The sequence below is a fragment of the Enterobacter sp. 6722112 genome, from assembly GCF_058661685.1.
In genome coordinates this window covers 2368959-2392709 of sequence record NZ_JBZWGR010000007.1, presented here as the reverse complement: position 1 = coordinate 2392709, position 23751 = coordinate 2368959, and the positions used below count along the sequence as shown (strand labels likewise).

Below are 23751 nucleotides of genomic sequence, written 5' to 3'. Positions count from 1 at the left end.
ATTAGTATTGTTGAAAGTTATAATAACTCATGAACGGATTCATCTTGAGCATGAGCGCATTTAATGCTTATTTTAATAGGCTATGCGGTAACTATGTAAGATAACTAAGTGATTGAATAATGAACAAAACAGAATTCTACGCGGATCTGAATCGCGATTTTAAGGCATTAATGGCAGGGGAAACCAGTTTCTTAGCCACTCTGGCAAATACCAGTGCGTTACTGTTCGAACGCCTTTCTGACGTGAACTGGGCAGGCTTTTATCTGCTGGAAGGTGACACGCTGGTGCTCGGGCCTTTCCAGGGTAAACTCGCCTGCGTACGCATCCCGGTAGGTCGTGGCGTGTGCGGTACCGCAGTGGCGACCCGTCAGGTTCAGCGTGTCGAAGATGTTCATGCGTTTGACGGCCACATTGCCTGCGATGCCAGCAGCAATTCTGAAATCGTACTGCCGCTGGTGGTTAAAAATCAGATTATTGGCGTTCTGGATATCGACAGCACGGTCTTCAGCCGCTTTACTGCCGAGGATGAGCAGGGGCTGCGCGCGCTGGCCGCAAACCTGGAAAATGTTCTGGCAGAGACCGATTATCATAAATTCTTTGCGAGCGTCGCAGGATAATCAACGGATAACGTAGCATTTACTGATAGCGTCATTATAATGTCGCCTGTTCATGCCTGCGCTTGTTGGCAACGTCCGTTGTAATCAGGAAATTTCATGGAAAATCAACCTAAGTTGAATAGCAGTAAAGAAGTTATCGCATTTCTGGCCGAGCGTTTCCCGCAGTGCTTCAGCGCTGAAGGTGAAGCGCGTCCTCTGAAAGTCGGTATCTTTCAGGATCTGGTCGCGCGCGTTGAGGGGGAGATGAACCTCAGCAAAACGCAGCTTCGTTCTGCCTTGCGCCTTTATACCTCGAGCTGGCGTTACCTGTACGGTATCAAGCCGGGTGCGACCCGTGTCGACCTTGACGGCAACCCGTGCGGTGAGCTGGACGAGCAGCACGTAGAACATGCGCGTAAGCAGCTTGAAGAAGCCAAAGCTCGCGTGCAGGCACAGCGTGCGGAACAGCAGGCGAAAAAACGCGAAGCCGCAGCGGCAAACGGTCAGGAAGACGCCCCTCGTCGCGAGCGTAAACCGCGCCCGGCACCGCGTCGTACTGAAAATAACGATCGCAAACCGCGTGCTGACAAACCAGCAGCTAAAGCCCCACGTGCGCCGCGCGAAGAGCCGCGCCACACCCCAGTTTCTGACATCAATGCGCTGAGCGTAGGTCAGTCTCTGAAGGTGAAAGCGGGTAACAACGCGATGGACGCCACCGTACTGGAAATCACCAAAGATGGCGTTCGTGTACAGCTGACTTCTGGTATGTCAATGATTGTACGCGCAGAACACTTGTTGTTCTGAAACGGAGGCCGAGCCTGGCATGAACACTTTTTTTAAGCTCACCGCGCTGGCTGGCCTGTTTGCTATAACAGGCCACGCTTTCGCTGTGGACGATATTACGCGTGTTGATCAAATTCCGGTGCTCAAGGAAGAGACTCAGCACGCGACGGTGAGTGAGCGCGTGACGTCGCGCTTTACTCGTTCGCACTATCGTCAGTTCGATCTCGATCAGGCCTTTTCGGCCAAAATCTTTGACCGTTATCTGAACTTGCTGGATTACAGCCATAACGTACTGCTGGCCAGCGATGTCGAACAGTTCGCTAAACGCAAATCCGAAGTGGGTGATGAGCTGCGCTCCGGAAAGCTCGATCTGTTCTACGATCTGTACAACTTATCGCAAAAGCGCCGTTTTGAGCGTTATCAATACGCGCTGAAAGTGCTGGAACGTCCGATGGACTTCACCGGCAACGACACCTTTAATCTGGACCGCAGCAAAGCGCCATGGCCGAAAGACGAGGCTGAACTGAATGCGCTGTGGGACGGAAAAGTCAAATATGACGAACTGAGCCTCAAGCTCACAGGCAAAGACGAGAAAGAGATCCGTGAGACGTTAAACCGTCGCTACAAGTTCGCTATTCGTCGTCTGGCGCAGACCAACAGTGAAGATGTTTTCTCGCTGGCGATGACCGCGTTTGCGCATGAAATTGATCCGCACACCAATTATCTCTCTCCACGTAACACCGAACAGTTCAATACCGAAATGAGCCTGTCTCTGGAAGGTATCGGTGCTGTGCTTCAGATGGACGATGACTACACCGTAATCAACTCCATGGTGGCTGGTGGCCCTGCATCGAAAAGCAAAGCGATCAGCGTAGGCGACCGTATTGTCGGTGTGGGCCAAACCGGAAAGAGCATGGTGGACGTGATTGGCTGGCGTCTTGATGACGTTGTTGCGCTGATCAAAGGGCCGAAGGGCAGCAAAGTTCGCCTGGAGATCCTGCCTGCCGGTAAGGGGACCAAAACCCGTATCGTTACTCTGACTCGTGAGCGCATCCGTCTGGAAGATCGCGCGGTGAAAATGTCGGTGAAAACCGTGGGTAAAGAGAAGGTTGGCGTTCTGGATATCCCAGGTTTCTACGTCGGCCTGACCGATGATGTGAAAGTGCAGCTCCAGAAGCTTGAAAAGCAGAATGTCAGCAGCGTGATCATTGACCTGCGCAGCAACGGCGGCGGGGCATTGACCGAGGCCGTCTCGCTTTCCGGGCTGTTTATCCCGTCTGGCCCGGTGGTACAGGTGCGCGATAACAACGGTAAAGTGCGTGAAGATGCCGATACCGATGGCGTGGTCTACTACAAGGGTCCGCTGGTGGTGCTGGTCGATCGCTTCAGCGCCTCTGCATCGGAAATCTTCGCTGCTGCCATGCAGGATTACGGCCGGGCGTTAATCGTCGGCGAACCGACGTTTGGCAAGGGCACCGTTCAGCAGTACCGCTCTCTGAACCGTATTTACGACCAGATGCTGCGCCCTGAATGGCCTGCGCTGGGCTCAGTACAGTACACCATTCAGAAGTTTTACCGCGTCAACGGCGGCAGTACGCAGCGCAAAGGCGTGACGCCGGATATCATGATGCCGACAGGTACCGAAGAGACGGAAACGGGCGAGAAGTTTGAAGATAACGCGCTGCCGTGGGATAGCATTGATGCCGCGACATTCGTGAAATCGGGTGATATGAAACAGTTCGGACCGGAACTGCTGAAAAATCACAACGATCGCATCGGGAAGGATCCGGAATTCCAGTACATCATGAAGGACATCGCGCGTTTTAACGCTCTGAAAGCGAAACGGAATATTGTGTCTCTGAACTACGCCCAACGTGAAAAAGAGAACAATGAAGATGACGCGACACGTCTGGCGCGTATCAACGATCGCTTCAAACGTGAAGGCAAGCCTCTGCTCAAAAAACTGGACGATCTGCCTAAGGATTACCAGGAGCCCGATCCGTATCTGGACGAGACGGTGCATATCGCGCTTGATCTCGCGAAGCTGGAAAAAGAGAAACCTGCCCTGCAACCTGCTCCGACAAAATAATCCCCCAACAGGCACAAGAAATTGTGCCTGTTTCTTTTTGTTCCTCTTTCTTCCGTCAGGCAGATTTCCAATTATGTAAAGTTGTGTCTTTCTGGTGACTTACGCCGTCTGGATGCTTGAAAATAGCCGTAATACCCATACGATGTGGGTAATCGCATAGTGCGTTTTGTTAAGCTGAGGTTAAAAGAATATTATGATGCGAATCGCGCTCTTCCTGCTCACCAACCTGGCGGTGATGGTGGTATTCGGGCTGGTGCTAAGCCTGACGGGAATTCAGTCGAGCAGCGTTCAGGGTCTGTTGATTATGGCGCTGCTGTTTGGTTTCGGTGGCTCTTTCATTTCACTTCTGATGTCCAGGTGGATGGCACTGAAATCCGTGGGCGGTGAAGTTATTGAGCAACCGCGTAACGATATGGAGCAGTGGCTGATGAGCACGGTTGCTCAGCAGTCAAAGCAGGCGGGCATTGCCATGCCGCAGGTAGCCATCTACCACGCGCCGGATATTAACGCGTTTGCTACCGGTGCGCGTCGTGACGCGTCCCTGGTGGCCGTCAGTACCGGCCTGCTGCAAAACATGAGCCGTGACGAAGCGGAAGCGGTTATTGCTCACGAGATCAGCCATATCGCCAATGGCGATATGGTCACCATGACCCTGATCCAGGGTGTGGTAAACACCTTCGTTATCTTTATTTCTCGTATTCTGGCACAGATTGCTGCCGGGTTTATGGGTGGCAACCGTGATGAGGGTGAAGAGAGCAACGGCAACCCGCTGATCTATTTTGCTGTTTCAATGGTGTTGGAGCTGGTGTTCGGTATCCTGGCAAGCATCATTACCATGTGGTTCTCCCGTCATCGTGAGTTCCACGCGGATGCCGGTTCCGCGAAACTGGTGGGTCGTGAAAAGATGATTGCTGCGCTGCAACGTCTTAAAACCAGCTACGAGCCGCAGGAAGCAAACAGCATGATGGCCTTCTGCATCAACGGCAAATCAAAGTCGCTGAGCGAGCTGTTTATGTCTCACCCGCCGCTGGATAAACGTATTGAAGCGCTGCGTAGCGGCGAATACCTGAAGTAACGTAATCGGGTTGAAAAGAACCGGGCTGGAGCCATTCTCCGCCCGGTTTTTTTATGCCTGCGCCTTTGGCTGGGTGACGCGAAGGCCGCTAATGACAGCCGCGAGGGTCGCCAGGGTCCCTGCGGTAATCAGCGCAACGTGTGTCGCATTCTGCCCGGCAAGGTTAAACATCAACGCCACCAGTGCGGCCCCGGTGCTTTGCCCTAACAGTCTTGCCGTGCCCAGCATCCCGCTGGCGCCACCGCTGCGATGACGTGGGGCAGAGGTGATAATCGTGTGGTTATTAGGGGACTGGAACAGACCAAAACCGGCCCCGCACAGGACCATGCGCCAGATAATATCCAGATCCCCCGGCGAGGCGGGCAGGAGCGCCAGCGAAAACAGTCCCACCGCCATGACAACCAGCCCAATCGCCCCCAGAAGCCCGGCATGGACGCGCTCAATAAGGTAACCGGCCAGCGGGGCCATCACCATGGTTGCCAGCGGCCAGGGCGTGAGCAGCAAGCCTGTCTCCACTTCTGAACGGCCAAACACGCTCTGCAAAAAGAACGGCAGTGCAACCAGCGCCAGCATCTGGGCGCAGAACGAGCAAATGGAGGTACAAATGGATAGCGAAAACAGCGGAATACGCAGCAAATCCACCGGCAGTAACGGCACGGGCAGCGCCAGCTGACGTCGAACAAAGAAAAAGCCGATGATAAGCATGGCAACGATTTCTGCGGCAATGAGCGACAGAGACTGTCCCTGCGCAAATCCGCTCAGCGCGGTAATCAGCAGGCCAAAAGTCAGCGCGTTCATCACGGCGCTGGGCAGATCGAAACGTGGCATGGTGCTTTTCGGACCATTTTCCGGAAGATAGCGCAGGGCGAAGAAGATCGCCACAATGCCCAGCGGCACGTTAATGGCAAACAGCCACTGCCACGAGGCAACGGACAGGATGGCGGCGGCAATCGTTGGGCCGGCGGCGGACGACACGGCCACAATAAAGGAGTTAATGCCCATGCCGCGCCCCAGGTGGCGTTGAGGATAAATAAGCCGTATCAGGGCCGTGTTCACGCTCATTAGCGCCGCGCCGCCAAAGCCCTGCGCGATACGCGCCAGCGTAAGGGTGTACAGTGAATCTGAAAGGGCACAGAAGAGCGAGGTGAGGGTAAAGACCACCAGCCCGCACTGGTAAACCCGGCGATAACCAAACATATCGCCCAGGAAAGAGAGTGACAGAAGGGAAATCACAATCGCTATCTGGTACGCGTTCACAATCCAGATGGAGCTTGCCGGCGAAGCATTAAGGTCTTTGGCAATGGTAGGAAGAGCCACGTTGGCAATCGCACCGTCAAGGACAGCCATCGAAATACCGATGACAATAGTGGCAATTGCCCCGTACCGCTGCGGTAAGGGCAGGCCATCAGAAACGTTTTTTTGCATGGGGAAAGAATGACTCAGCGTGAAATTATTTTCAGAGTAACTATTTTAGCATCGTTATTTCGGTTTTATGTCGCAGATTTGTAACGAAGTAAACCCAGATAGATTGCAGCACGCATCACACGAATTTATAATAAAAACCGGTTCTGATTTTTATAAAACACTCTCCATGAGGTGATAAATGGCAATCGCAGATTTGGATAAGCAGCCAGATTCTGTTTCTTCCGTGCTGAAGGTGTTTGGCATCTTGCAGGCGCTCGGAGAAGAGCGTGAAATTGGTATTACAGAGTTGTCGCAGCGTGTGATGATGTCGAAAAGCACCGTTTATCGCTTTTTGCAGACGATGAAATCATTGGGTTATGTCGCGCAGGAAGGAGAATCAGAAAAATATTCTCTGACCCTGAAACTGTTTGAACTGGGCGCCCGCGCCTTGCAGAACGTGGATCTGATCCGCAGCGCTGACATTCAGATGCGTGAACTTTCACGACTGACGAAAGAGACAATTCACCTCGGTGCGCTGGATGAAGACAGTATTGTTTACATCCATAAAATTGACTCCATGTACAACCTGCGCATGTATTCACGCATCGGTCGTCGTAACCCGCTGTACAGCACCGCAATTGGTAAAGTACTGCTGGCCTGGCGCGATCGCGAAGAGGTGAAGCAAATCCTTGACGGGGTGGAGTACAAACGCAGCACCGACCGCACGATTACCAGTACGGAAGAACTGCTGAGCGTGCTGGATAAAGTGCGTGAGCAGGGTTACGGGGAAGATAACGAAGAGCAGGAAGAGGGGCTGCGTTGCATCGGTGTGCCGGTGTTTGACCGCTTCGGCGTTGTCATTGCGGGCCTGAGCATTTCGTTCCCAACGCTGCGTTTCTCTGAAGAGCGTCTTCATGAATATGTGGCGATTCTGCATACCGCAGCGCGCAAAATTTCAGAGCAGATGGGCTATAACGATTATCCGTTCTGATCGACGCCACCAATAGAAACGCCGCACTTTTGCGGCGTTTCTGTAAGCGAAATTCAACGCGGATTAACCGTTATCAACCACAACAGATGATTTACGCAGCACAGGACAGTTGGTTAACCCGATGATCCCGCTGTCGGAATGGATGTACTGAGCCGTGCTTATCCCCTGGGCGGTAAGATATTTACACTGGATACCCAGACCCGCGGCATTTTCTTTGCTCCCCATTAATACGCCGTACCCACTTAATAACAGGCCGATCCAGACAATGGCCAGTACAATTACTGTACGAATAAGTAAACGCATCGTTGCCTCTTTTTTCTTTGTTGTCATAGAGTAAGCGTAACGGCTTTACGCAGTGAAACAAGTGCACGATTCCGAAAAGCGTCTGTTGAAGGTACAGTTAGCCCCTGTTTAAGATAACCGTGATAACCTGGCTGTATCAGGTCATAAGACGGAGTGTGGAGTGAAAAAAATACGCTGGGTAATTCTGATTATAGTGTTGATAGCATGCGTGGTGCTGTGGACGCAGACTATCAATGTGATGTGCGATCAGGATGTACAGTTCTTTAGCGGCATTTGTTCAATCAATAAGTTTATCCCCTGGTAGAGACCATTTTTACGCTGAGTGATGTCCTTACGCGGCGGCAGTGGTAAAATGGTGGTTTTTACTGAGGTGGTGAAATGGGTGAGTTACTGAATTCGGGGCTGCTGAGCATTGCATCCCTGGTAATGTCTTTGGTGGTGCTGGTCGTTGGGCTGGTGCTGTGGTTTTTCGTTAACCGCGCCAGCTCCCGCACAAACGAGCAGATTGAGCTACTGGAAGCATTGCTCGATCAGCAGAAACGGCAGACTGCGCTGCTGCGTCGTTTGTGCGAAGCCAACGAGCCGGAGGAGAAAGCGGTACCGAAGGACGCTGTTGCTCAACAACAAGACGAGGAAGACTTCATTCGCCTGGTAGCTGAACGATAGTCTGCCCGGAGCGGGGAGGTGGCCTGACGTACGGCGTAAATCCCCTCCCTTATCAAATGCATCCCACAACTTCCCAGCATTTAATTAAGCAGCAGTTAACTCATGTTTTAGCACACTGAAAACTGGCGAATATTTATCCTTATTTAACAAATTCAGTTTCGTTGAATAAATAGTGTGCTTTATCTTTCCTGAAGTGTTTTATTTTTATCGAAACGTTTTGCTTGCCTTGTTTTGAGGCAGAGTCATAAAAATTTCATTATTTTGGTGCAGAATAACACTTATTAAATGGTGGTTTTTAATACAGTTAGCAAAATGTAATTAACATCGTATATTCCCTGACACATGTTGGTGCGTTGCAATGTTTTCAGCATAACTTTTCACAAAATGTTCTAACTCAGTCATTCCTTTAAAGAAATTCTGGGATTGGGATGGACGCTTTGAAATGATTGAGCTATGTTTAAAAAGTCTTTGATTACAGGGCGCGTCAACGCACCCTGCGGGCAGTGAGGTCAGGTGGCGCTTCATTTGACAATTCGCATAACTGTGCAGATTGTTATGGAGTAACGTCTGAATTTGTGCGGCGGATCGAGACACGTTTAAAAATGGCTTGCCATATTAAACGTTGTGTGTGATAACACGTTTTGGGTCAAACGAGGTACAGTTCTGTTTATGTGTGGCATTTTCAGTAAAGAAGTCCTGAGTAAACACGTTGTCGTTGAATACCGCTTCTCTGCCGAACCTTATATTAGTGCCTCAAGCAGTAATGTCTCAGTTTTATCTATGTCAAAGCCCGCGGGCTAAGAAAACACTCTAAGGAATTTTGCAAATGGCAAAGATTAAAGGTCAAGTTAAGTGGTTCAACGAGTCTAAAGGTTTTGGTTTCATTACTCCTGCTGACGGCAGCAAAGACGTGTTCGTACACTTCTCTGCAATCCAGGGTAACGGCTTCAAAACTCTGGCTGAAGGCCAGAACGTTGAGTTCGAAATTCAGGATGGCCAGAAAGGCCCAGCTGCGGTTAACGTAACTGCTATCTGATCGAATCACTGCTGACTGAAGCGCTCAGCGCTTCGATCTCAGACATAAGCCTCGCCGATGCGGGGCTTTTTTATTCGCTTATTTTTCAAAATATTACGTAATCCTCCTCTGTTATTATCTTGTTGCAAACCCGCGAGATTATTAGCATTGTTTTCCCGCCTTATTATCCGCTTTTCTCGTTAAATCAGGGCGTTGATTAACAGCCCTGGGGTTAAGGTGAAAAAAAAGACAATAACCACCACCGGAAATTTTACTCCGGCACGTTTTGCACTTCTGTGTCTCGCCATCTTTTGTAGCCTTGCGTTTCTGCTGGGCCGCGTAGCGTGGCTACAAATTATCAAACCGGATAATCTGGTGAAGCAGGAGGATATGCGCTCCCTGCGCGAAGTGGCGATAGACGCCCCGCGTGGGATGATTGTTGACCGTGAAGGGCGACCCCTTGCGGTGAGCGTACCCGTCCAGGCCGTCTGGGCCGATCCCAAAACAGTGCTGGAAAAAGGGGGGATCGGTTTTGACTCGCGCTGGCAGGCCCTGGCAAATGCCTTACACCTTTCTCTGAGCACGCTCGCATCGCGAATTAACAGTAACCCGCACGGGCGATTCATTTACCTGGCCCGTCAGGTTGATCCCGCCCAGGCAAAGTGGATCGATAAGCTGCGTCTCCCCGGCATCAACCTTCGCGATGAGTCCCGCCGCTTTTATCCTGCCGGGCACGTGGCGGCGAACCTGATTGGCTTCACCAATATTGATGGTCAGGGCATTGAGGGCGTCGAGAAAAGCTTTAACACGCAGCTTACCGGGAAGGCAGGCGTGCGGCTGGTCAGGAAAGATCGCTACGGACATGTGGTGGAGAACCTTACGGAGGTGGCTCCCGTACCTGCACATAATATCCAGCTTAGTATCGATGAACGCCTGCAAACTATCACCGAAGACGCGCTGGATAATGCCGTGGCGTGGAACAAAGCCGAGTCAGGCGCGTCGGTGCTGATTAATATCCGGACGGGCGAAATTCTGGCGATGGCGAGCTTCCCCGACTTCAATCCCAACAACCGGGAAGGGGCAACGCTGGATGATTTTCGCAATCGCGCGATCAGCGACACCTTTGAACCTGGCTCGACCGTTAAGCCTCTGGTGCTGATGACGGCGCTACAGCAGGGGCTGGTACAGCCTGACAGCGTGATAGATACGCATCCCTACACCATTGATGGTCATCGTATTCGTGATGTGGGCTACTACCCCGAGCTGACGATGACCGGGATTTTGCAAAAATCCAGCGACACAGGCGTATCCCGTCTTTCGCTGGCGATGCCCGTGCAACGGTTACTGGATACCTATAAAAACTTTGGTTTTGGCGAGAGTACCGGGCTTGGTTTAACGGGAGAAAGCGCAGGTTTACTGCCGCAGCGAAAATTCTGGAGTCAGTTAGATCGGGCGACCTTTGCCTTTGGGTATGGCCTGATGGTAACCCCCCTCCAGCTGGCGCATGTGTATGCCACCATCGGCAGCTACGGCATTGAACGGCCTCTGTCCATCACCCGTATTGACCCGCCGGTGATTGGCAAGCGGGTGATGCCCGAGGAAATTGTTCACGAGGTGGAACATATGATGGAGAGCGTTGCGTTACCCGGCGGTGGCGGGGTCAAAGCGGCGGTGCGTAACTATCGCGTGGCGATAAAAACCGGGACGGCCAAAAAAATCGATGAACATGGTAAGTATGTGGATAAATACGTCGCCTATACCGCAGGCGTTGCGCCTGCCAGCGATCCCCGTTTCGCGCTGGTGGTGGTGATCAACGATCCGCAAAACGGTGCCTACTATGGCGGGGCCGTTTCTGCGCCCGTGTTCAGCGAAATTATGGGTAACGTCCTGCGCCTGGAAAACGTGAAGCCAGACGGGCTGCCGGCAGATTCTGACCATCTGATCGTGATGCGTCACCCAGCCGTTTATAACCCTGGCGAATAGCGGTACACTTCGCCTTTTGGTTTACGCCCTGGAGCTGTCATGTCTTTCAGTTGTCCCCTTTGCCACGCGCCGCTGACGCGCGCGGAGAAAACGTTTATCTGTCCACAGGGACATCAGTTTGACCGGGCGAAAGAGGGCTATGTAAATCTTCTGCCGGTACAACATAAGCGCTCCCGGGACCCGGGTGACAGTGCGGAGATGATGCAGGCGCGCCGGGCGTTTCTCGATGCCGGGCACTATCAACCGCTCAGGGATGCCGTTGTCGCCTTACTCCGTCAATATCTGACAGAAGGCGCATCCGCCATGCTGGATATCGGCTGCGGCGAAGGTTACTACACCGCCACGTTTGCTGACGTGGCGGCTGAGAAGGGTGCCGAAACTTTCGGGCTGGACGTGTCGAAAGTGGCTATCCGTGCGGCAGCCAAACGCTACTCAGCGGTAACATTCTGCGTGGCCTCCAGCCACCGCCTGCCGTTTGAGGAAGCGAGTATGGACGCCGTGGTGCGTATCTATGCGCCGTGCAAGGCAGAGGAGCTGGCGCGCGTCGTTAAGCCTGGCGGCTGGGTTATCACCGTCACGCCAGGGCCGCGTCATCTGCTGGAGTTAAAAGGGCTGATCTATGATGAAGTTCACCTGCATGCGCCGCACTCTGAACAGCTGGCGGGCTTTGCGTTAAAGCAGGCGCAGTCGGTAGCGTATGAAATGACGTTGCAGGGAAGTGAAGCCGTGGCGTTACTGCAAATGACGCCGTTTGCATGGCGGGCAAAACCAGAGGTGTGGGAAACGCTGGCAGCGCAGACAGAATTTCGCTGCCAGACGGATTTCAGCATCCATTGCTGGCAGCGCGAAGGTTAACCCGCGAAGTGTGCCCAAAGGATTTGGGCACCAATCCCGATCAACACGATACCGCCCAGAATTTCGGCTCGTTTGCCTAACAGCGGGCCAATGAACCGACCCACCATCATCCCCAGCGTTGACATGATCAGCGTGGCGCAGCCAATCGCCAGCGCGGTGGCGATAATATTGACCTGCAAAAACGCCAGACCGACACCCACGGCCATTGCATCCAGGCTGGTTGCGATGGCGGTTGTCACCAGAAGCCAGAAGCCGTGGCGTTGCAGCGGCGCATCATCTTCATCGCCGTTACCACGAAAGCCTTCAATCACCATGCGTCCGCCGAGGAACACCAGCAGCACGAAAGCAATCCAGTGATTCCACTCCAGCACGAACTGGCTGGCGAGCATCCCCAGACCCCAGCCGATAAGCGGCGTCAGCGTTTCGATAGCACCAAAGATGAGACCGGTACGCAGGGCGTCGGAAAATTTAGGTTTATGGAGGGTGGCACCTTTACCAATAGAGGCGGCAAATGCGTCCATGGACATGCCAAAAGCCAGAAGGATCGTAGCGGAGATATTCATAAGAGCGTCCAGACCGGGGATATCCATATGACACATCACTGCCCCCAGTAAACAGCAGTTGATGTATCTATGGTCTCGCCTGATCGCTTTTGGCACAGTAAGTGTGCTGAAAACGATCCGTACGCGCCACGTTTTTCAACGAGTATGTTGACACGTACATTTCCCGCAGGCAGGAAATCGGCTACTCCCCAACGACGGGCGCAACCTTAACATATTTTGAGAATATAAAACAACAACGAAGATGGCTTTATATAGCCACTATATTGATAACGATTTTCATTTAGATTTATGCGTGAAAATATCGTTAACAAATATAAGGCAATTAACAGAGGAGATATAGCACCGGCTATATTGCTGGTTTAAGAATAATGCAATATATAGCCAATGCTATAATATTAACTCATTGAGTTTTAACGAGTAATTTGTAGATCTTTTCCAGGTCATCAATATTTTTGACCCGGATGAGCAGGCGGCGTTGTTCTAATTGCATCACCAGAACCCCGTCTTCGGATAAATTCATCTCTTTAATACGGTTATATTCTATCCAGACATTGGCGAAGAAGAATCCGTGTTTTTTAAAAATGAGTTTTGGCGAGCGGATCCAGAACAGGTAAATCGCCATTAATGCCAGCGCACATAATAACCATGTGGTTAATATTGCGCCGTGGCTGGTCACATTATTGTAAATCAGGATGACTACCAGACCGGCGAAGATAAACGCATCAATGCGTCCACGGCGTAAGAGGGGAAGGGTCAGCAGCGTCTCGCCGTGGCGGCGAGGCATAATGAACTCGTCATAGATCGCGTAAGCCAGAAGGGCAACAATAAATAAAACCAGTACGGTGTCCGTGACAGTCATTCATCCTCCAGATAAAAAGACCGGGGGCAAGCCCCCGGTCGGTAACGCATTTTATTACAGACCCAGCAGGCCGATGGCGTAGCCCGCGATACCGATGACGAAGAAGCCAACGATGATCCACAGCGGGTTCACTTTCTTACGCAGCAGCCACATACAGGCGAAGGTTAACAGCAGCGGTACCAGGCCCGGCATCAGCTGGTCCAGAATCGTCTGCACGGTGGTAACGCGCGTCTGACCATCCTGACCAGTGATCGTCGATACCACTAGCGGGATGTTCACGTGCGTCCACTTGTTAACCAGCGCCCCCATTACAAACAGGCCGAGGATTGACGCCCCCTCAGTCAGTTTTTGCAGGAAGCCGCCGCCCATATCCTTAACGATATCCACCCCTTTACGATAACCGTACGCCACGCCGTAGTAACGGGTCAGCAGACGCACCGCGTTGAACAGGATGAAGAACAGCAGAGGACCGAGCAGGCTGCCGCTCATGGCGATCCCGGCGCCCAGCGCCGCAAAGACCGGACGCACGGTACCCCAGAAGATCGGGTCGCCCACGCCTGCCAGCGGCCCCATCAGACCAACTTTGATACCGTTGATGGCACCATCGTCGATTTCAGCCCCGTTCGCACGCTGCTCTTCCATTGCCAGCGTCACGCCCAGAACAGGCGCCGCAACATAAGGATGGGTGTTGAAGAATTCCAGGTGACGCTTAATTGCCTGACGGCGTGCTTCGTTGTTTTCCGGATACAGGCGTTTGATGGCCGGCACCATGGAGAAGCAGAAGCCGAGCGCCTGCATACGTTCGAAGTTCCATGAACCCTGAAACAGGTTAGAACGGATGAACACGCCACGAATATCACCCGGAGTGAGTTTTTTCTCAGTGGTAGTTTTTGTCATATCAACCATTTCGCTCACCTGTTAGTCCAGTTCGTTATCGAGATCGTTGTTACCAGCAGCCTGCGCAGGGGCACCCGCGACACGGTTGTATTTCGGGCTGAGCTGGATATAAAGAATCGCCATCACCGCACCAATCACACCCAGCGCAACCAGGTTGAAGTTGGTGAACGCAGCGGTAACGAAGCCGAGGTAGAAGAATGGCATCAGGTAGCCCGCGCGCATCATGTTGATGACCATCGCATAACCGACCACCACGATCATACCCCCGGCGATATTCAGACCGCTGGTAACCACTTCAGGGATCGCATTCAGCATGCCCTGAACTTCGCTGGTACCGACAGAAATCGCCACGATAACCGCAGGGATTGCGATACGCATCGCTTGCAGGAACAGGGAAGAAACGTGGATCCAGGAGAGCGCGGTGAGGTTGCCGTTTTCGGCCGCCTTATCCGCCGCGTGCTGGAAGGCAACGGTAATAGTACGGACGATAATGGTCAGCACCTGACCCGCTGCGGCCAGCGGGATGGCCAGCGCGATACCGGCACCAATACTCTGATGACCAGCGATAACCAGAACGGTTGAAATAATGGACGCCAGCGCGGCATCTGGCGCAACTGCCGCACCGATGTTCATCCAGCCGAGGGCGATCATTTCCAGGGTACCACCGATGATGATACCGGTTTTCATGTCACCGAGAACGGCGCCAATCAACGTACAGGCCACCAGAGGGCGGTGGAACTGAAATTCATCAAGTACGGACTCCATACCCGCAATACATGCGACGATGAACACCAGCACAATCTGAAGAGTAGTAATCTCCATTGCACTTCTCCTATTACATAAGCTCTATATGAAAAACCGGCCCGGGCTTATTTCCCCACTTTGCCGATCAAATCCATCATTTTCAGTTTCTGGTCCGTGGAAACCTTACGGGCTTCCAGTTCGATACCGCGTGCATTCAGTTTGTTGAAGGCCTCGATATCTTTCGCATCCACTGAAATCGCGTTGTTGACCTGCGTTTTGCCCTGACGGAATGCCATACCGCCAATGTTAACGGAGGTGATTTTCACGCCGCCTTCAACAATGCGTTCGACGTCTGTCGGGTTGGTGAAGAGAAGCATCACGCGCTCACCCGCATATTTCGGGTTGTTGTAAACGCGGATCATTTTGGCGACATCCACGACGTGCGCGGTGACGCCCGGCGGTGCAACCTGGGTAAGAAGGGTTTTACGGACAGTGTCGGCGGCCACTTCGTCACTGACCACGATGATGCGTTGTACGTTGGTCTCTTTGGTCCAGCGTGTTGCCACCTGGCCGTGGATCAGACGGTCATCAATACGCGCAAGGCCGATAACCATGTAATCGTTCGGACCCATTGGCTTCGCCGGTGCTGCCGCCCTTGGTGCAGCAGGGGCAGGGGCCGGTTTTTCAACCGGCTGCGCTTTCAGCGCCTTCACGCCTTCGCGACCGGTTTCCACCGCCAGTGCCACCAGTTCATCAAAACCTGGGTTGTCGTCACGCGCCATGAAGGTTTCCACCAACATCGGGATATTCACCCCGGCGACGACTTCATAATGCTCTTTATCGACGACAATGCGGCTGGCAGCGTTGAACGGGCTGCCGCCCCATGTATCCACGAGAAACAGCACGCCTTTGCTGGTATCCAGCTTCTCAAGCTGAGCAGTGTATTTTTCAATCAGCGTCTCGGCATTTTCACCGGGAACGAAATCGATCCAGCCGACGTTTTCCTGCTCGCCCAACAGCATTTCTGCCGTTTTAAGTAACTGCTCCGCAGCCCAACCATGTGTGCCTATGACAATAGCAATGGTCACTTGCTACCTCCTTTTATTATCATGTATACGTCTGCCAGGCAGGCGTACTGAGAATCGTATTGGCGAACCGAATCGATTCAGATAAGGGTTAGAGTTCAAAAAACTAAGACTTCCGCGAATTATTTTAGATAGTGAAAAAATAATTTATGTGATGAAGATCCGTAATTTAGCTACGTCTTACAGATTTTTCTTTAAGTTAATCCGCGTGTGTTACAGAAGTTTGCAAAGGAACGTAAATCTTTGCTAAAAACCAATTGTCTCTGATATGTTTAGCGTCCGTTTAATTATTCAGGAGTATAGGGCTACAGCCCACTATATGGACCGTCACCGACGTCAGTCATCTTCCAGGCCATTCCGCGCCTTATTCATCGGCGATCTTCGCCACGCATCGACTCTCATTCCCTTTGAAATGCCCGAAATTAGCGGGGCACCGTTTTGTCATTCCTTTAGCAGGAGCGTGTCATGGAATTCTTAATGGACCCGTCAATCTGGGTAGGCTTGCTTACGCTGGTCGTGCTGGAGATCGTTCTCGGTATTGATAACCTGGTGTTTATCGCCATCCTCGCGGATAAGCTGCCGCCGAAACAGCGTGATAAAGCCCGTCTGATCGGCCTCTCGCTGGCGCTGATCATGCGTCTGGGCTTGCTGTCTGTGATCTCGTGGATGGTTACCCTGACGAAGCCGCTGTTCACCGTCATGGATTTCACCTTCTCCGGCCGCGATTTAATCATGCTGGTGGGGGGCCTGTTCCTGCTGTTCAAAGCCACAACAGAGCTGCATGAACGGCTGGAGAACCGGCAGCACGATGATGGCCACGGTAAGGGTTACGCCAGCTTCTGGGTGGTTGTTCTCCAGATTGTGGTGCTTGATGCGGTCTTCTCTCTGGATGCGGTGATTACGGCAGTCGGCATGGTGAACCATCTGCCTGTGATGATGGCGGCGGTGGTGATTGCGATGGCGGTAATGCTGCTGGCGTCAAAACCGCTGACGCGTTTCGTCAACCAGCATCCGACGGTCGTTGTGCTGTGTCTGAGCTTCCTGCTGATGATTGGTCTGAGCCTGGTGGCAGAAGGGTTTGGCTTCCATATTCCGAAAGGCTACCTGTACGCCGCGATTGGCTTCTCGATTCTGATCGAGCTGTTTAACCAGATTGCGCGCCGTAACTTTATTAAGCAGCAGTCGAATCAGCCGCTGCGAGCCCGTACCGCAGATGCGATTCTGCGACTGATGGGCGGACGTCGTCAGGTCAACGTGCAGGCTGATAACGAGAAACGTAACCCGGTTCCGGTGCCGGAAGGCGCGTTTGTGGAAGAAGAACGCTACATGATCAACGGCGTGCTTTCGCTGGCTTCCCGCTCCCTGCGCGGCATTATGACGCCGCGCGGTGAGATCAGCTGGGTGGACGCCAACCTGAGCGTCGACGAAATTCGTCAGCAGCTGCTCTCCTCGCCACACAGTCTGTTCCCGGTCTGCCGGGGTGAGCTGGATGAGATCATCGGTGTCGTACGCGCGAAAGAGATGCTGGTGGCGCTGGAAGAGGGCGTTAACGTCGAGGCCGTAGCGGCCGCGTCGCCCGCCATCGTAGTACCGGAGACGCTGGATCCGATCAACCTGCTGGGCGTATTGCGTCGTGCCCGCGGGAGCTTTGTTATCGTCACCAATGAATTTGGTGTGGTACAGGGCCTGGTGACGCCGCTGGACGTGCTGGAAGCCATTGCCGGTGAATTCCCTGATGCGGATGAAACCCCGGAAATCGTTGCCGACGGTGACGGCTGGCTGGTGAAAGGCACCACCGACCTGCACGCGCTCTCGCACACGCTGGGCGTCGAAAACGTGGTCAATGATGATGAAGACATTGCCACCGTCGCGGGGCTGGTGATTGCCGTTAACGGGCAGATCCCGCGTATTGGTGATGTGCTGGAGCTGCCGCCGCTGCAAATTACCATCGTCGAAGCCAACGACTATCGCGTTGATATGGTGCGTATTGTTAAAGAGCACTCTGCACACGACGAAGAAGAGTAACGCTATCTAGCGTAACGGCAGTAAGGGCACGATGTGTCCGTTGTGGCGGGCTGGCGGAGAGTGACTTTCCGCCAGCCATTTCGGAAACTCGCGCAGCGGCATTGGCCGCGCATACAAGTACCCCTGCAAAATATGTACGCTGTGACGGCGCAGGTAGCGTGACTGCTCCTCGGTTTCCACCCCTTCCGCAACCAGTTCAATATTCAGCCGCTGACCCAGCGCAATAATAATATCCGTTACCGTTGAGTTCACGGCGTCGGTGCCGATCGCGGTGGTGAAGGATTTATCAATTTTCAGCACATCCGGATGCAGTTTTTCTAGCCATGAAAGTGAGCTGTTGCCGGTACCAAAATCATCAATCGCAAGTTTCACCCCTTTGCGGTGCAGCTCCCGCACTATGCGGTAATCCACATCCAGCAACGCATCGCGTTCGGTTAACTCCACGATCAACTGTTGTACAGGGCTGGCGTTAAACCAGATGCGGTTGAGATCCCGGATCAGCGTCGCGCGACGAAAATGGCTGGCGGCCACGTTAATGCCGATATGGAAATCGCGCGAAGCCGGGAAATAGCCTATCTGCCGCACCGTTTCGCTGATGACGTAGCGGGTAAGCGGAACAATCAGGTTATGTTCTTCGGCCAGAGGGATAAAGACATCGGGCGAAATCCATCCCTGACGCGGGTTGTTCCAGCGCAGGAGGATCTCGACGCCGACGCATTCCCGGGTGCGAGCATTCACCAGCGGCTGGCAGAAGAGCTCAAACTCCCGGGCCGCAATTCCCATGTTGATTTCCCAGGTGAAACTGATGCGCCGCGCGGTGGCGAGCCAGGCGATATAGCCCATCAGTAAGCTGAGCATCAACGCCAGCGGCAGCTGGGTGGGCAGATTTTTTAACGCCATTTCGCCAGGCCCGGGGCCGCTCACCGTGACGCTGAAAGGGTAATGCTGTGACGATTGTTCCAGCAGGGAGGCGTTTTCATCGAAGGTCGGCGTAGTCGTCACCTGCTGCCCGTCGCGCAGGAAGTTATCTCCTACTCTCAGGACAACGTCGGTGATCTGCGGCCGCTGCGGCTCAAGAATCATTTTAGTGATGAGATCGATATTCACCACCTCCATCACCCCGTCGTTGCCGTCGCCCGCAACGGGAGACCACTGAATCAGTACCGGGCTGCCTTTTACCAGCCACCGATCGGTCAGCAGCAACAGCCTGGATTCACTGACCGGCAGCTCCGGCACAAACTCACTGACGGGCACATTACGGCTGCCAAAGACGCTTGAGCAATACAGTATTCCGTCTTGAATGAGGGCGATGGAGCGTACGGTCTGGAGGATCGCCGCCTGTTTTCGCAGGATCAGATTTGCTTCGGAACAGGGTATGCCAACCAGTGAAAGTAGCGTTTCCCGCTGGGCCTCTAACGAAAGAAGCACCTTATCAAGCGCACGCACGGTGTGGTGGGTAAAGTCGTGGATCCGATCCTGATTTATGTTGCGCTGTGAAATAAAGCGAATACCCAGCGTCAGGACGAGCGTAACGAGCGCAACCGTGACACAGACGATAACGCGTTTTCGGCGATAGTCTTTAATGATCGTTTGTGCAGTTTGCATGAACGGTCGCCTGTTAAGCACCGGCCGGAAAAGCCAGACGCAACAGTGACAGTGTAGTGGGGAATACGTGAAGCGACGAGACGAGAGGGGAAAATTCGCCCATCCGTTGCAGATGGGCGAAAGGAAAGCTTAGTCGCACTGCACCTTAATGGCCAGACCGCCGCGCGAGGTCTCACGGTACTTCGCGTTCATGTCTTTGCCGGTTTCGTACATGGTTTCAATAACCTTATCCAGCGACACGCGTGGCTCGCTGGTACGGCGCATCGCCATACGCGAGGCGTTGATCGCTTTGACGGAGGCGATGGCGTTACGCTCAATGCACGGCACCTGCACCTGGCCGGCAACCGGGTCACAGGTCAGACCAAGGTTGTGCTCCATGCCGATTTCCGCCGCCACGCACACCTGCTCAGGGCTGGCGCCCAGCAGCTCCGCCAGGCCAGCCGCCGCCATGGAGCAGGCTACGCCCACTTCACCCTGACAGCCTACTTCGGCACCAGAGATGGACGCATTCATTTTGTACAGCGCGCCGATAGCACCTGCCGCGAGGAAATAGCGGATATAGATGTCCGGCGTCACGGGCTCAATAAAGTGATCGTAATAGGCCAGCACCGCCGGAACGATACCGCACGCGCCGTTGGTTGGCGCCGTCACGACGCGACCACCCGCTGCGTTCTCTTCGTTAACCGCGAGGGCAAACATGTTCACCCAGTCGACCACGTTCATTGGGTCATTGGAGAACTTGTCGGTAGTGACCAGCATGCGGCGCAGAGCAGAGGCACGACGCGGCACGCGCAGTGGCCCAGGCAGAACACCCTCGGTGTTCATCCCGCGGTCAATACAGGCGCGCATGGTTTGCCACACGTTAGCAAAATAGTCTTCGATCTCTTTCTTGCTGTGCAGCGCCAGTTCGTTCTGCATCACCATGCCTGACAGGGACAGACCGGTCTCTTTGCAGTAGCCCAGCATCTCGGTGGCCGATTTAAACGGATAGGGCACATTGACGTCGCCCGCGGTCTCTTTACCAAAGTGTTCTTCGTCAACGATAAAGCCGCCGCCGATGGAGTAGTAAGTTTTGCTGTAGATCTCTTTTTCGCCACTCCAGGCGTGGATGGTCATGCCGTTTTCATGCAGCGGCAGGTTGTCGCTACGAAAACGCATCCCGTCATCCTGCGGGAAGTCCACTTCGTGCTGGCCGTTAGCCAGCAGCAAACGACCGCGCGTTTCCACGTCGCGGATAAATGCCGGAATGGCATCAATATCAACTGTGTCCGGCATATTGCCCGCCAGACCCATAATAATGGCGATATCGGTGTGGTGGCCTTTACCCGTTAATGACAGTGAACCGTAAACGTCTACGGCGACACGGGTAACGCTTTCCAGTAATCCTTTTTCGACCAGATCATCGACGAACTGTTTACCGGCCTTCATCGGCCCTACAGTGTGGGAAGAAGATGGACCAATCCCCACTTTGAACATGTCGAATATACTAATCACTTTCACACTCCTGACAGGGTTACTGGGGTTCCAGTAACGATGTTATAACTGCGCATAGTGTAAGAGGGAACACCAACCTCGGCTTAACTATTCACATGAATTAAACTAATGGTTAACGATGGTTTTGCTAATAGCGCGACGCCGATCGCAAACCTGCCAGAAAAGGGTGGAATGTAAAGTATAGTCAAGGCTTCAGGCCGATTTGCAGGGCCAGCTCACGAATGATGCCTGCCGTCATGCCCCAGACAAAATAATGCTGATACCACGACAGCCAGACCCGATGATCGTGTCCGCGGCGGTGAATATCCAGCGGGTGATAGCGACCCAGACGAAGGGCCTCTTCCAGCGGCATTTCGAATACCGCTGAAACTTCATCGACGCTGGCGTGATACTGAAGATCGGGCGGAATAATGCCAACGACCGGTGTGACCTGAAAACCGGTTACGCTGTCCACTGGCGGCAGCACGCCGATCACCTCGACCGCCTCCGGGGGGATCGCCACTTCCTCATGCGCTTCGCGCAGTGCGGCGGCAATCAGGGATGCATCGGTGCTGTCCACCGCGCCGCCCGGGAACGCAACCTGACCGGCGTGTTTTCGCATATGCGGTGAGCGCTGGGTAAGCAACAGACCCGGCTGCTCACGACGCACGACCGGGATCAGCACCGCCGCCTGACGTTGATTCAGCGTGGCGCGGTTAACCTGGGGCCGCAGAAGCTGAAAGCGCGACAGAAAATCATCCAGCGTCAGGTTGTCTTTCTTCACCGTGAGTTCTCCAGTTGTTTCAGGATACGATTCACTTTATCAAAGGTTTCCTGATATTCCGCCTCCGCCTGGCTGTCGGCCACAATGCCACCGCCTGCGGAACAGTACAGGTTACCGTCGCAGGCCGTCAGGGTGCGAATAGTGATGCTGGTATCCATGGTGCCGCACAGACTCACATAGCCGATGCTGCCGCACCAGGCGTTGCGCCGATGCGGTTCCAGTTCGTCGATGATCTCCATCGCCCGGACCTTCGGCGCGCCGGTAATGGAGCCGCCCGGAAACGCGGCGCGGAGCAGATCGCAGGCGGTTCGCGAGGCTGGCAGGCGTGCGGTGATGGTGCTGACCAGATGATGCACCGCCGGGAATGGCTCCACGACGAACAGCTCCGGCACGCGCACGCTGCCCGGCTCGGCGACGCGGCCAATATCATTGCGCATCAGATCGACAATCATCAGGTTTTCAGCGCGATCTTTCGGCGAGGCCGCCAGCGTCTCCGCCTGCTGACGGTCGGCGTCGGCATCGGCAAGGCGCGGCAGGGTGCCCTTTATCGGGCGGGTCTGAATCATACCGTCAGCCAGGTGAATAAAACGCTCAGGCGAAAGGCTGAGGATGGCGCCGTGTTCTAGGCGTAAAAATGCGCTGAACGGGGCCTTATTGCTGGCATTGAGGCGGGTAAACGCCTGCCATTCGTCTCCCTCGTATGCCGCCTGGAAACGCTGGGCGAGGTTGACCTGATAACAGTCGCCGCTGTGAAGATACGCCTGCACGCGGGAGAATTTTTCCGCGTATTCCTCCGCACTCATGTTCGAGCGCCAGCCGGAGGTTAGCATAAAGCGTTCCGGGGCGGCGGGCCGTTGCGCCTCAAGCCAGGACAGACGCGCCTGCACGTCCCGGTGGCTTAGCAGAGAAACCGTCTGCTTACGGTGATCCACGATCAGCGCCCAGTCATACAGCCCCACCGCCATATCCGGCAGGGAAATATCCGCCTGCGCATGCTCGGGCAGCGTTTCGAAACGGCGACCCAGATCGTAACCAAACAGGCCCAGCGCGCCCCCCTGGAAAGGCAGATCCGGATCCGGTGTGGCAGATAAGCCCAGAGCATGGATCTCGTTCTGAAGCCGCATCAGCGGATCGTCCGTTGGCGACAGCGCATCGGTCGTCAGCGTTTTAACCGGGTCGGCCACCAGAATATCAAAGCGGCTGTAGGGGTGATCCGCATGCCCGGAGTGCAGGAGCATCGCAAAAGGAAGGTGGCTCAGACGGGCAAACCAGAACTCGGCGGCGTCTGCACGCCAGGGCAAGGTCATAACAGTGGGGAAGCGCATGTTCATGTATGGCATACTACCGGGCAGCGTGAAATAATTAGCGCGAATAATTTAGCAGGAGTTAACGATGTTTGCAGGTTTACCTTCTCTCAGCCATGACCAACAGCAGAAAGCCGTTGAACGTATTCAGGAGCTGATGTCCCAGGGGATGAGCAGCGGACAGGCAATTTCCCAGGTCGCGGAAGAACTTCGCGCCACCCATACCGGCGAGCGGATCGTGGCGCGCTTTGAGGATGAAGATGAAGAATAACCGGCTTACACTGCCGCGATAATCTTGATCTCAACCTTATATTCCGGTTTCATCAGCGTGGCCTGTACGGTGCAGCGTACAGGCGCGTGACCCGCCACGACCCACGCATCCCAGGCTTTATTCATCGCCGCGAAATCGTCTTTATTCGCCAGAAAAATCGTCGCATCCAGAATGCGGGATTTATCGCTGCCCTGTTTTTCCAGTACGGCGTCGATCTGCGCCAGGGTGTTGGCGGTCTGTTCGAAGGCGTCGGCGTCCAGATTGGCAGGGACGCCGGTGTAGTACAGCGTCTGGTTGTGGATCACCACGTCAGACCAGCGGGCTTCGGCATCAATGCGCGTAATTGTCATAAACGTATCCTCGTTATCTTTCGTCGTCAGG

The 23751-nt window shown here is 53.9% G+C and carries 24 protein-coding genes, 1 pseudogene and 1 riboswitch; of the genes and pseudogenes, 13 read left to right on the top strand and 12 right to left on the bottom strand.

The window, feature by feature from the left end:
• The first annotated feature begins 119 nt into the window (after positions 1-119).
• The 4 genes from AC4OVU_RS12930 to htpX all read left to right on the top strand — a co-directional run bounded on the left by AC4OVU_RS12930 (position 120) and on the right by htpX (position 4543).
• On the top strand, positions 120-617 hold the full coding sequence (locus tag AC4OVU_RS12930) for a GAF domain-containing protein (protein ID WP_006811006.1): 498 nt from the start codon (positions 120-122) through the stop codon (positions 615-617).
• Positions 618-713: 96 nt separating this feature from the next.
• Positions 714-1400 carry an RNA chaperone ProQ gene (proQ, locus tag AC4OVU_RS12925; protein ID WP_003859895.1) on the top strand — a complete coding sequence of 229 codons (687 nt, stop codon included), beginning with the start codon at positions 714-716 and terminating at the stop codon, positions 1398-1400.
• Positions 1401-1419: 19 nt separating this feature from the next.
• Entirely contained in the window at positions 1420-3468 is a 2049-nt protein-coding gene (gene prc, locus AC4OVU_RS12920; protein WP_015570296.1) for a carboxy terminal-processing peptidase, read from the top strand.
• A gap of 193 nt (positions 3469-3661) precedes the next feature.
• On the top strand, positions 3662-4543 hold the full coding sequence (htpX, locus tag AC4OVU_RS12915; protein WP_015570297.1) for a protease HtpX: 882 nt from the start codon (positions 3662-3664) through the stop codon (positions 4541-4543).
• A gap of 51 nt (positions 4544-4594) precedes the next feature.
• On the opposite strand, the gene AC4OVU_RS12910 is transcribed toward htpX, so the two are convergent.
• Entirely contained in the window at positions 4595-5968 is a 1374-nt protein-coding gene (locus AC4OVU_RS12910; protein ID WP_110292678.1) for an MFS transporter, read from the bottom strand.
• Positions 5969-6146: 178 nt separating this feature from the next.
• On the opposite strand from AC4OVU_RS12910, the gene kdgR reads away from it, so the two are divergent.
• Entirely contained in the window at positions 6147-6938 is a 792-nt protein-coding gene (kdgR, locus tag AC4OVU_RS12905) for a DNA-binding transcriptional regulator KdgR (protein WP_015570299.1), read from the top strand.
• Positions 6939-7001: 63 nt separating this feature from the next.
• On the opposite strand, the gene AC4OVU_RS12900 is transcribed toward kdgR, so the two are convergent.
• Positions 7002-7241, bottom strand: a complete 240-nt coding sequence (locus tag AC4OVU_RS12900; protein WP_017384332.1) for a YobH family protein — start codon at positions 7239-7241, stop codon at positions 7002-7004.
• 160 nt (positions 7242-7401) lie between these two features.
• Here AC4OVU_RS12900 and mgrB point away from each other — a divergent pair, with 160 nt between their 5' ends.
• From mgrB to rlmA, 6 genes and pseudogenes are all read left to right on the top strand, one after another.
• The gene (gene mgrB, locus AC4OVU_RS12895) at positions 7402-7545 is read left to right on the top strand and encodes a PhoP/PhoQ regulatory lipoprotein MgrB (RefSeq protein WP_003859906.1); all 144 of its coding nucleotides are present in this window, start codon (positions 7402-7404) and stop codon (positions 7543-7545) included.
• A gap of 74 nt (positions 7546-7619) precedes the next feature.
• Positions 7620-7907, top strand: coding sequence for a YebO family protein (locus AC4OVU_RS12890; RefSeq protein ID WP_017693259.1), 288 nt, complete (start codon positions 7620-7622; stop codon positions 7905-7907).
• A 669-nt stretch (positions 7908-8576) separates the two neighbouring features.
• Positions 8577-8721 (top strand): annotated as a pseudogene (locus tag AC4OVU_RS12885) (DUF2627 domain-containing protein).
• A gap of 12 nt (positions 8722-8733) precedes the next feature.
• Positions 8734-8943 (top strand): transcription antiterminator/RNA stability regulator CspE, encoded by a 210-nt coding sequence (gene cspE / locus AC4OVU_RS12880; protein WP_001062678.1) that lies wholly within the window; start codon positions 8734-8736, stop codon positions 8941-8943.
• 216 nt (positions 8944-9159) lie between these two features.
• Positions 9160-10905: a peptidoglycan glycosyltransferase FtsI gene (gene ftsI, locus AC4OVU_RS12875; protein ID WP_032648589.1), complete on the top strand. Its 1746-nt coding sequence runs from the start codon at positions 9160-9162 to the stop codon at positions 10903-10905.
• Positions 10906-10944: 39 nt separating this feature from the next.
• Positions 10945-11760, top strand: a complete 816-nt coding sequence (gene rlmA / locus AC4OVU_RS12870) for a 23S rRNA (guanine(745)-N(1))-methyltransferase (protein ID WP_015570301.1) — start codon at positions 10945-10947, stop codon at positions 11758-11760.
• Here the strand turns inward: rlmA and mntP are convergent.
• From mntP to manX, 5 genes are all read right to left on the bottom strand, one after another.
• Positions 11757-12323: a manganese efflux pump MntP gene (mntP, locus tag AC4OVU_RS12865; protein WP_023296797.1), complete on the bottom strand. Its 567-nt coding sequence runs from the start codon at positions 12321-12323 to the stop codon at positions 11757-11759. The genes rlmA and mntP overlap by 4 nt on opposite strands.
• Position 12324: 1 nt before the next feature.
• Positions 12325-12525, bottom strand: a riboswitch (yybP-ykoY riboswitch).
• 198 nt (positions 12526-12723) lie between these two features.
• The gene (locus tag AC4OVU_RS12860; protein ID WP_015570303.1) at positions 12724-13182 is read right to left on the bottom strand and encodes a DUF986 family protein; all 459 of its coding nucleotides are present in this window, start codon (positions 13180-13182) and stop codon (positions 12724-12726) included.
• 54 nt (positions 13183-13236) lie between these two features.
• Positions 13237-14088, bottom strand: coding sequence for a PTS mannose transporter subunit IID (locus AC4OVU_RS12855; RefSeq protein WP_045911197.1), 852 nt, complete (start codon positions 14086-14088; stop codon positions 13237-13239).
• A 12-nt stretch (positions 14089-14100) separates the two neighbouring features.
• Complete coding sequence (gene manY / locus AC4OVU_RS12850; RefSeq protein ID WP_003859914.1) at positions 14101-14901, bottom strand: PTS mannose transporter subunit IIC; 801 nt, start codon at positions 14899-14901, stop codon at positions 14101-14103.
• Positions 14902-14948: 47 nt separating this feature from the next.
• Complete coding sequence (gene manX / locus AC4OVU_RS12845; protein WP_017384327.1) at positions 14949-15911, bottom strand: PTS mannose transporter subunit IIAB; 963 nt, start codon at positions 15909-15911, stop codon at positions 14949-14951.
• Positions 15912-16373: 462 nt separating this feature from the next.
• Between manX and yoaE the strand changes: the two genes are divergently transcribed.
• Positions 16374-17933 carry a CNNM family cation transport protein YoaE gene (gene yoaE / locus AC4OVU_RS12840; protein WP_058685752.1) on the top strand — a complete coding sequence of 520 codons (1560 nt, stop codon included), beginning with the start codon at positions 16374-16376 and terminating at the stop codon, positions 17931-17933.
• A 6-nt stretch (positions 17934-17939) separates the two neighbouring features.
• Here yoaE and AC4OVU_RS12835 read toward each other — a convergent pair whose 3' ends face one another.
• From AC4OVU_RS12835 to pabB, 4 genes are all read right to left on the bottom strand, one after another.
• Positions 17940-19538 carry an EAL domain-containing protein gene (locus AC4OVU_RS12835; RefSeq protein WP_058700633.1) on the bottom strand — a complete coding sequence of 533 codons (1599 nt, stop codon included), beginning with the start codon at positions 19536-19538 and terminating at the stop codon, positions 17940-17942.
• A gap of 129 nt (positions 19539-19667) precedes the next feature.
• Positions 19668-21032: an L-serine ammonia-lyase gene (gene sdaA, locus AC4OVU_RS12830; protein WP_017384325.1), complete on the bottom strand. Its 1365-nt coding sequence runs from the start codon at positions 21030-21032 to the stop codon at positions 19668-19670.
• 184 nt (positions 21033-21216) lie between these two features.
• A complete protein-coding gene (locus AC4OVU_RS12825; RefSeq protein WP_017384324.1) occupies positions 21217-21795 on the bottom strand; it encodes a CoA pyrophosphatase in 579 nt (192 codons plus the stop codon).
• A complete protein-coding gene (gene pabB, locus AC4OVU_RS12820; RefSeq protein ID WP_110292834.1) occupies positions 21792-23126 on the bottom strand; it encodes an aminodeoxychorismate synthase component 1 in 1335 nt (444 codons plus the stop codon). The genes AC4OVU_RS12825 and pabB overlap by 4 nt, the downstream gene beginning before the upstream one ends.
• A 61-nt stretch (positions 23127-23187) precedes the next feature.
• Here pabB and AC4OVU_RS12815 point away from each other — a divergent pair, with 61 nt between their 5' ends.
• The gene (locus AC4OVU_RS12815) at positions 23188-23370 is read left to right on the top strand and encodes a YoaH family protein (protein ID WP_003859925.1); all 183 of its coding nucleotides are present in this window, start codon (positions 23188-23190) and stop codon (positions 23368-23370) included.
• A 5-nt stretch (positions 23371-23375) separates the two neighbouring features.
• Here AC4OVU_RS12815 and AC4OVU_RS12810 read toward each other — a convergent pair whose 3' ends face one another.
• Positions 23376-23720, bottom strand: coding sequence for a RidA family protein (locus AC4OVU_RS12810; protein ID WP_003859927.1), 345 nt, complete (start codon positions 23718-23720; stop codon positions 23376-23378).
• Between the last annotated feature and the right edge of the window lie 31 nt (positions 23721-23751).